We start from the raw sequence: 8,098 nt of genomic DNA, 5'->3' as shown, positions 1-8,098 counted from the left end.
ATTCAGGAGCACTAGAAACCGCAGGTGCTGCACTTATTAGTTGAATTCAGGATTTCAGTTGTTTCAAATAGGCTGGCGGGCACTGAATCTTCCCAGGCGTTACAGACATATCCAGGACCCTATACCAGCGTTCTATCCTGTAGCTCTCAATACCGTCATCTGACGTTATACTAATATGCTCATGCCCATTTTTTTGATGTGCGGACATCATCGGTAAAGCTGATTAGCCCAAACACTCAGTCCTGATACAACGCCCTGGAACAAGTTGCCTGAGACGATCTCAACATCCCCTAGCGCTTCCTGGAGAGCCGCGCGAATAATAGGTGCCTGCGCCGTTCCACCCGTCACATAAACCAGATCGGGTAACCGCCCTGCCTGTTTGACAGCTTCTTGCGCTAGCCCCATAAACTTATGAAGAGGCTTCTCAATAGCAGCTTCATAATCCGCTCGTGAGACCGCTATATTGAAATCGGGCTCGACATAGCTCAGATCCGCCAGCACATGCTCCTGATTAGAAAGCCATATCTTCGCAACCTCTGCTGTCATCTGCAGCCTGGGCATAGCCTTGCGCTGCTGCAGCTCCAGCAGACGCTCTAGTTTGGCTGGTTCAGCCGCCCGAGATGCATAGTAGGCAAGATCCTCATTGATGAAGCGCCGTTGGAGTTCTAGGTCATTGACCGCACAACCATCCCAGAAAAAATGCGCCGGCATCGGCATGCGATCAAGAGTCGAGGTGCCTTTACCAAACGCGGGCATAAGCAAATGATGGCTCAAACGAATGTCGAGATCCAAGCCGCCCATTCGATCACCAGAATGCGCCAGCACTGAAGCAAGTCGCTCCACCTCAGTGGCACGCCGATAAGTGGGCCCCAAGGGCATCATCGTGCAATCAGTCGTCCCTCCCCCTAGATCAACAACCAGAACCATAAGATCCCGTTCAAGCGTACGCTCAAAGTCTATAGCAGCTGCGACGGGTTCGAGGAGGAAGGAAACATCCTTAAATCCAGCCTCATGTGCCGCATCTTTCAAAATTCCAACAGCCTGGCAGTTACCTGCTTCTCCCTGAGCACCATGGAAATTGACCGGTCGGCCAATAACAACCTGCGTGAGGATCTCATTGGCCTGCTCCTCACAGGTGGACCTGATATGACTTAGAAATCGGGCGCAAACGGCTCGGAAGGTAGCTAGCTGATCCTTACGTAGTTTCGCCCCAAGGAACGACTTCGGACTCTTTACTAAGAATCCACCGTTCCCTTCCACCAGACTCGTTTCAATGGCAAGATCACCAAAAACTACCTCAGAGCCTCGCTCTAGAGCCTCTAGCAATGGCATAAGTCTCGTTTTTTCCAGCGCTAGTTGTTGGCGCTCACGGTGATAAGCGAGTTCAACCAGACGCTTTATCTCGCGATCGCTGAAAACTCGTTGGCTTAACTGCTCTCCATCTCGTTTAGCTTGGTTGAGCTGCCTAGTTTGCTGCCTTTTGAAGACACCCTCACGTTTCGTAAGCTCCTGTCTAACTGCAGGGTCATCCATAGAGACATCATCAATCAAGGTTTTTAGCACATACATCGCGGTGGGCATCACTTGCTCACTATCAGTAAGCCTGAAGGGCATAATTTGGGTTTCAACACACCGACTAGCAAGGCAATTAGATGTGCCAAAATCAATACCTATATGCGACATACACACACCTCAAAGAGTCTTAGAAATCGAACCTGATCCAGGTAATATAATTTCAGGCTATCAGATGCGAGGCTTAACGCGTATTTAGATGCTCTGTAAGTCATGCTGCTATTTCTTATGTATAGAGCGGCCACACCAGCAGATATTCAAGAGCTCATGCTGCTGATCACCTCATAGGTTGAAGCTATAAGTCGCAACCAATAAAGTCAGTCGATCAGCCTACGTCGATAAGAAAGAAGGCGCTTTAGACTAGCTTAAACGGCTCAATATCACGAAAGATGCCTGTTCGGGTCATGTCACGGCGTAGTGTAAAGGCTTCTACAGCCGCCACCGGGTCGACCTGTTCAAGCTGATCAAAGTGGATACGATTCCACTGCACTCGGGTGACCTTAATGCTATAGAGATACTGATCGCGAGCGCCACCAGTGGCAGGATCAACCACTTGGCGATATCCAGATACCCGCGCTTCTTGAACAGAGGGCAAACGCACAAACACTGCACCTAGCACCCGAAAGGCAATGCCATGGACATGGTCACGGTACAGTTTGCGCTGTCGGGTGGCACTCAGGGATTTTGGGGTGAGCTTGAGCGCTTTAGCGGGTATCGTCCATTCTCGATCCGGCATGTCATCGTCAGAGGGCAAGTCAATATCCAGCGCCATCGTGGTGTCATCGCTTCCCAAATCAAAATCGATCACGGTCTCGCGGGGCCAGTCGATCTCTTCCAGGCGTTCTTGAAGCGTGAGCGTCATGTCATCACGTTGTTTTAGCACGCCCTGCTCTTCGCGCTGCTGTCGGGCAAACTCGGCGGCATCAAAATCGGCTTTGCGGTGTTCCCAATGACGGTAGTCGTCATGAAATTGCGCCTGCCGGCGTGCGCTATCGATCTCATGTTGACGGCGTGCCGGTGGCCATAGCGCTTTCCACCATGGAAGAGGCACCGGCGTGGGCGAAGTGGGTGCCGTCTCAGCAAAATGGCGTGGGGTGTAGCCACGGCAGTGAAGAGATGGGGTATCGTGGTGCAGCTGCCCTAAGCGCACGATGTCCGCGTTTAATTCATCGCAGAGTGTCTTGAGCTGTGTACGAATAGCATCACGTGCGTGGCGGCGCAGCCAACGCACGTCCTGGTCGCTGAGCGGGGTCCCGTCTTCAAATAGGTAGCGCACGTTGCCGTCTTTCTTAACCGACAGCTGAAGCCCCAGTGACTCACCTTGCCCAATGCGCGCTTCTAGCGCTGTCAGGGTTGAGAGGGCACTTGCTTGCCCCTTTGAAGAAGCGCGCCGAGATGATGACAGCTGGGTGCGATAGGCCAGTCCTGTTCCAGGAAGTCCGGCATGCGCGTGGATACCGCGTGGCCCCATGCTGACACTGGCACCACGCGGGCCGACAGAAAGGCCCACACCACGCTTGCTGATATTCAGGCGCACGCCGGGCGCAAGCGAAATACGACGTTGAAAACGAAAAGCCATCGACACTCCTTGAAGCGGGAACCTTACGTCACTGGTTCACGCGCCGTTGATCGCGCTTACCCACGACACAGTACCAGCGCGCCTCTTCCTCTTGCCGCCGTTTAATCGCCGCCTGCATGGCTTCTTCTGAGGTCGCATAGCGGGTGCGTGACGTACCGTAACTGAACTGCGCGCTGCGTTTTTTGCGTGAACCGTTGGGCATCAACTCATACCAAGCCGCCACCCAGAGTGTTGTTCCCGTGGGGCGTTCATAGTGGTAAACGCCCGTTATCGGGCCAGCGGGCCTTTCACGATGACGCGCGACGGAGCGTGCCTCTACTCGCAACAGCTCCTTCCAACGACGCTCGCCCCAAATCTCTCTGCCACGTTGGTCTCGATACGTAAGGCAACGCTCAAAAGTATCGTATTCACTGGCTAAGCGCGGGATCGACTTAGTTTCAGGTTTCCCCGACGGGCGTGGCACGCGCACCATGGGGTTACTGTGGCTTTTAGGCCACGACACGTATTTGGTGCTTTCCCATAGCTGGGGTAAGGACAGCGCGTTTCTCATTTTTAAATCAATAGCTTTTTAGTGAGCAGGGCCTATAAAAAGTAACAGCTTCACGACTCGGTAACCTCTGCTTTTCTGTGCGGTATGCGCTCGCGACCATGCTTCAGAATAATTGGCTATCTTGATAATAGAAGCAATGGATTTAAGCCGATCGCCACTTTCTTGTCGGCAAGCATCAGTACAACAATTGAACAGAGAGCAATAGCGCCATGAAACGCCTCAATATCAAACGTATCCTACTCGTCGCTACCCTTCTGACTAGCGCTTGCGCTTACGGTAACGAATATTCAAAATCCTATGAGGCATGTATGCAGCAAGCGGTTAGCACTCTCGATATAGTCACCTGCATATCAAACGAATATGAACGCCAGGACCAGCGGCTCAATGACAACTACCAGCAGCTTCGTGGCCACCTCAGCGATGAACGTCGCGACCAGCTGCTTAGCGTCCAACGGATATGGATTACATATAAGGAAGCCAATTGCGGTTTCTATGCTGACCCAGAAGGAGGAACAATGGCGCGTATCAACGCCAATTCATGTTTGCTCCGAGAAACCACTCGGCGAGCGGATGAATTAGAAAATCTAATGCAGCCGTGAATACCAGAAAAGTGGGCATGATGATGCTCACTTTGTTAAAGCCCTGACGGTAAATTAGCGTTCATAAGCCTCTACTGAAACACGCAATCATCAAATAAAGTAACTGCACTAAGCACGAGGTAGGTATCCGAGCAGATCAAGAGCTTGCTGCTATTGAGTTAAGGCTATCAGAGCTTGAGAGGGAAAAGGCTGACCTTCTTTCCCGGAAGCGCGAGCTGCAGCATGTTGCGCACCGGCTCACTGCACCGCCGCTAACCCCCGATCAAAAAGTCGAGCTGTTCGGGAAGCTTTTTCGTGGTAGGCAGGATGTCTATGCGATTCGCTGGCAGAACTCCAGTGGCCGTTCCGGCTATGCCGTCGCTTGTGAGAATGAATGGGTCCCAGGGCTCTGTCAGAAACCCCAGGTCAAGTGCGGGGAATGTCCCCACCGACAATTCAAACCCCTAAACGTCAGCGCGGTGTACGACCATCTTTCTGGCAAGCAGGTGGCTGGCCTCTACCCTTTACTGCCGGATAGTTCCTGCTATTTGCTGGCAGTCGATTTTGATAAAGAGAATTGGAAAGCTGACGTTCTTGCGCTTGCTCAAGCCTGTCGTGATGAAGGTATTCCTTATCTTGTTGAAATCTCTCGGTCAGGAGCGGGTGCCCATCTGTGGATATTCTTTTCGGAAGCCGTTCCGGCCTGGTCAGCGAGGACGTTGGGATTCAAGCTGCTGGATAAAGCCATGAATCTCCATCCGGGCTTGTCCTTCAGTTCTTATGACCGGTTGTTCCCGAATCAAGACACGATACCTGCGGGTGGGTTTGGCAATTTGATTGCCCTGCCACTTCAACACCAGGCGCGACATCGCGGCTGTACAATGTTCGTTGACGATCACTTGACACCTTATCCGGATCAATGGGCCCTACTCAGTCGGCAAAAATCTCTCTCACCGGAACAGCTCGGAGAAAAGATCGGCAGGAAACCTGATACCGATGCTACCGCAGACGTTGCATTGCCTTGGGAGCAAGCGCTACCCGTTGAGACAGAGAAAATAACCGGATGCCCTGACACCGTCACGCTCATACTGGCTAATCATATTTATATGAAGTTGTCAGATATACCAGGGATGCTGGCTGCTCGCATTAAGCGCATGGCGAGCTTTGCCAATCCCGTCTTTTTCAAAACACAGGCACTTCGTTTCTCAACGCATGGTATCCCTCGCTACATCTCCTGTGTCCGAATCGAGCAAGGTTATCTCTCGGTACCAAGAGGCTGTTTTGACGAACTTCAAGCATTGCTGCTGGGCCAAGGGATTACGGTAAACCTCGATGATCGCAGACTACCCGGCCAGGTTCTAAATGGCGTCAGTCTGAAAGCAACGCTGCGTGATGAGCAGAATAGGGCTGTGGAGGCACTTGCCGAGCATGATACCGGGGTGCTGCATGCGCCGACCGCGTTCGGCAAAACCATAACGGCCATTGGCCTTATCGCCAAGCGACAGGTCAACACATTGATCCTCACTCATAGTCGCCAGTTACTAGGACAATGGCAGGAGCGCCTAGAAACCTTTATTGAGGGTGCCTCTGTGGGTGTCATCGGTGGTGGGAAAAAGAAACCTTCCGGCCAGATCGACGTTGCCACCTACCAGAGCCTGATCAATAAAAAAGACAATACGGTCTCCGACCTGGCTAAAGAGTATGGCCAGATCATTATCGATGAATGTCACCATATCTCAGCTCCGCGCTACGAGATGCTTCTTAACGAAGTCAGCGCCCGCTATGTCGTCGGGCTAACCGCAACGCCTGACCGCCAGGATGGGCACCAAAAGATCATGTTGATGATTGCGGGGCCCGTTCGTCACAAAGTTAGGGCGGAACACAGCTCCCAGTTTGTTCAGCACGTCATCATTCGGGAGCGTCATGAAATTCCACCCGCCGATATCTGTCAGTCTCATGAGCGCCCCCATATAGCCTCAGTTTACCGTTGGCTTGCACAGAACAACGCCCGCAATAAGGACATTGTTCAGGATGTAGCAAGCTGCGTGAACAACCAGGCAAACTGCCTTCTTCTAACGGAACGACGAGAGCACGCTGAGGCACTAGCAGCACTGTTGGCCGCTGAGTCGATATCGTCGGTTGTGTTACGTGGAGGGATGCGCGTCAAAGAGCGTCAGGCAGCGGAAGCCCAGTTACATAAAGCTCAGGTTATTGTTGCAACTGGCAAATACATCGGTGAAGGTTTTGACTTGCCTCGGTTAGACACGCTGTTTTTAGCACTGCCCATCGCCTGGAAGGGAACGCTGTCACAATACGCTGGCAGGATTCATAGAGCGGTTGAAGGCAAGCAGGAAGTCACTATCTATGACTACCTTGATACTGGACTGCCAATGCTTGAACGCATGTATCGAAAACGCGAGAAAGGCTACAAAGCCATGGGGTATCAGTTTACCGCTTCAGGTCAAAACAAGCTGCTTTAGAAGACGTTGAGGCCACAGTTAGGCCCAAGACAACGACTCAAGCGATGCTTTGGTGACATTATGTTTGAGACCAGCTTTCAAGGTTTTATGACAGCACACCTTTATTTTTCACCAAGTGTTAGCGAGTGACTACTTGAATATTTCATCAGGGTTGCTGGTTTAGTGACGTTCTTGATTGAGAGGCTCGCCATAAAAATACGCCACAAGGTAGATCATTTTGCGATCTACTGATGGCTAATGGCCCGCTGATCTCGTTCTCTTAGGCAGCAACCTCTTGCTCGTCTTCAATCTCTAGTTCGAGATGGAAGTGAGCCGGCCCTGTCAGGTTGACCAACGCATCAAGGCTGAACTTGTTAATGCGACCGTTCAGCAGATCATTGAGGCGCGGCTGAGTAATTCCTAATCGGCTGGCTGCTTCTTTCTGAGTAATGTCCCACTCTCTCACACGGCCAGCAATTTTGGCCATGAGCTCGGAACGGAGCCTCATATTTAACGCTTCTTCAGGCGTATCCTCAATGGCATCCCACACGCTGTCGTAATACTCAATGGTCATTATCTCACCTCACTTAGTAGCTGGACTCAGGGCAACTCTTTGTATCGTTGTTTGCCCAAATTGATGTCTTTCTGGGACGTTTTTTGGGTTTTCTTCTGGAAGCAGTGGAGAATAAATACCACGTCACCTCGACTGGCCACGTAAAAAACCCGAAAGGCACCGTTATGGTCTCGAACACGGATTTCCATTACACCAGAGCCAACGCTTGGCATCGGACGAAAATCGTCTGGCTGACCTCCAGACTGAATTTTGTCTATCTGAAACCCCGCTTCTCTCTTCGCATCCAGTGGGAAGTCACGCAGCCTATCCTTGGAATCTCCGACGAAAGCAACAGGTTTCTTGCGCGCCACGCTGACTCCTCAATTACCACAAATATTATATCAATATAGATATAATAGACTTATCAATTAAATTGCTCAAGCTTCATGTCGAACATCACGAAGTGCCTAAACTCCATCAGATTCCGTTCATCCATGCATCACATCTATCGTCAAATTGGTCTTATCCAGCAACAGTGACCACATCAGACCGCTCGACGGGAGAAAGCCATAAGCTGTTGCATGCAATGCAAGGTCTTTGGCAGCTATAGCTGTAAAGGTTACGCCTGTTCCGACCAAGTTATTATTCTGCACAGCTAAGCTAGCGAAATGGGCCTACCCCGCTACCTAGTATGTTGGGAAGCACTATTACACACCCGCTCATCACGAACACTGACGCCATCATTGCTAAATTAAAAAGGCTCTTCGACGTTGGGTGTGGAATTCGCCCCCTGAGCTGGGCCAGAAT

The 8,098-nt window shown here is 51.4% G+C and carries 7 protein-coding genes; 2 read left to right on the top strand and 5 right to left on the bottom strand.

Annotated elements, in window-relative coordinates:
- Positions 1 to 207 precede the first annotated feature (207 nt).
- From yegD to ACTH5D_RS16570, 3 genes are all read right to left on the bottom strand, one after another.
- Positions 208 to 1,683 (bottom strand): molecular chaperone, encoded by a 1,476-nt coding sequence (gene yegD, locus ACTH5D_RS16580; protein WP_441673164.1) that lies wholly within the window; start codon positions 1,681 to 1,683, stop codon positions 208 to 210.
- 244 nt (positions 1,684 to 1,927) lie between these two features.
- Entirely contained in the window at positions 1,928 to 3,151 is a 1,224-nt protein-coding gene (locus tag ACTH5D_RS16575) for a DUF4236 domain-containing protein (protein ID WP_441673162.1), read from the bottom strand.
- Positions 3,152 to 3,179: 28 nt separating this feature from the next.
- Positions 3,180 to 3,701: a hypothetical protein gene (locus tag ACTH5D_RS16570; RefSeq protein ID WP_441673160.1), complete on the bottom strand. Its 522-nt coding sequence runs from the start codon at positions 3,699 to 3,701 to the stop codon at positions 3,180 to 3,182.
- Positions 3,702 to 4,009: 308 nt separating this feature from the next.
- Here ACTH5D_RS16570 and ACTH5D_RS16565 point away from each other — a divergent pair, with 308 nt between their 5' ends.
- Both ACTH5D_RS16565 and ACTH5D_RS16560 read left to right on the top strand, forming a co-directional pair.
- Positions 4,010 to 4,300, top strand: coding sequence for a lysozyme inhibitor LprI family protein (locus ACTH5D_RS16565; protein ID WP_441673158.1), 291 nt, complete (start codon positions 4,010 to 4,012; stop codon positions 4,298 to 4,300).
- A 125-nt stretch (positions 4,301 to 4,425) separates the two neighbouring features.
- Positions 4,426 to 6,759 (top strand): TOTE conflict system archaeo-eukaryotic primase domain-containing protein, encoded by a 2,334-nt coding sequence (locus tag ACTH5D_RS16560; RefSeq protein WP_441673166.1) that lies wholly within the window; start codon positions 4,426 to 4,428, stop codon positions 6,757 to 6,759.
- A 259-nt stretch (positions 6,760 to 7,018) separates the two neighbouring features.
- Here the strand turns inward: ACTH5D_RS16560 and ACTH5D_RS16555 are convergent, their stop codons facing one another.
- Both ACTH5D_RS16555 and ACTH5D_RS16550 read right to left on the bottom strand, forming a co-directional pair.
- Entirely contained in the window at positions 7,019 to 7,312 is a 294-nt protein-coding gene (locus tag ACTH5D_RS16555; protein WP_044629646.1) for a helix-turn-helix domain-containing protein, read from the bottom strand.
- Between the two features lie 26 nt (positions 7,313 to 7,338).
- Entirely contained in the window at positions 7,339 to 7,662 is a 324-nt protein-coding gene (locus ACTH5D_RS16550; protein WP_044629647.1) for a type II toxin-antitoxin system RelE/ParE family toxin, read from the bottom strand.
- Positions 7,663 to 8,098 lie beyond the last annotated feature (436 nt).

This window comes from Halomonas sp. (assembly GCF_052095695.1).
Lineage (GTDB): Bacteria > Pseudomonadota > Gammaproteobacteria > Pseudomonadales > Halomonadaceae > Vreelandella.
The sequence above is the reverse complement of the archived record's forward strand: the minus strand, read 5'-3'. Positions and strand labels throughout refer to the sequence as shown.

Excerpts from the sequence above, each read along its gene's own strand:
- ACTH5D_RS16555 (WP_044629646.1), bottom strand. The coding sequence starts at position 7,312 with ATGACCATTGAGTATTACGACAGCGTGTGGGATGCCATTGAGGATACG.
- ACTH5D_RS16565 (WP_441673158.1), top strand. The coding sequence starts at position 4,010 with ATGCAGCAAGCGGTTAGCACTCTCGATATAGTCACCTGCATATCAAAC.
- ACTH5D_RS16575 (WP_441673162.1), bottom strand. The coding sequence starts at position 3,151 with ATGGCTTTTCGTTTTCAACGTCGTATTTCGCTTGCGCCCGGCGTGCGC.
- yegD (WP_441673164.1), bottom strand. The coding sequence starts at position 1,683 with ATGTCGCATATAGGTATTGATTTTGGCACATCTAATTGCCTTGCTAGT.
- ACTH5D_RS16570 (WP_441673160.1), bottom strand. The coding sequence starts at position 3,701 with ATGAGAAACGCGCTGTCCTTACCCCAGCTATGGGAAAGCACCAAATAC.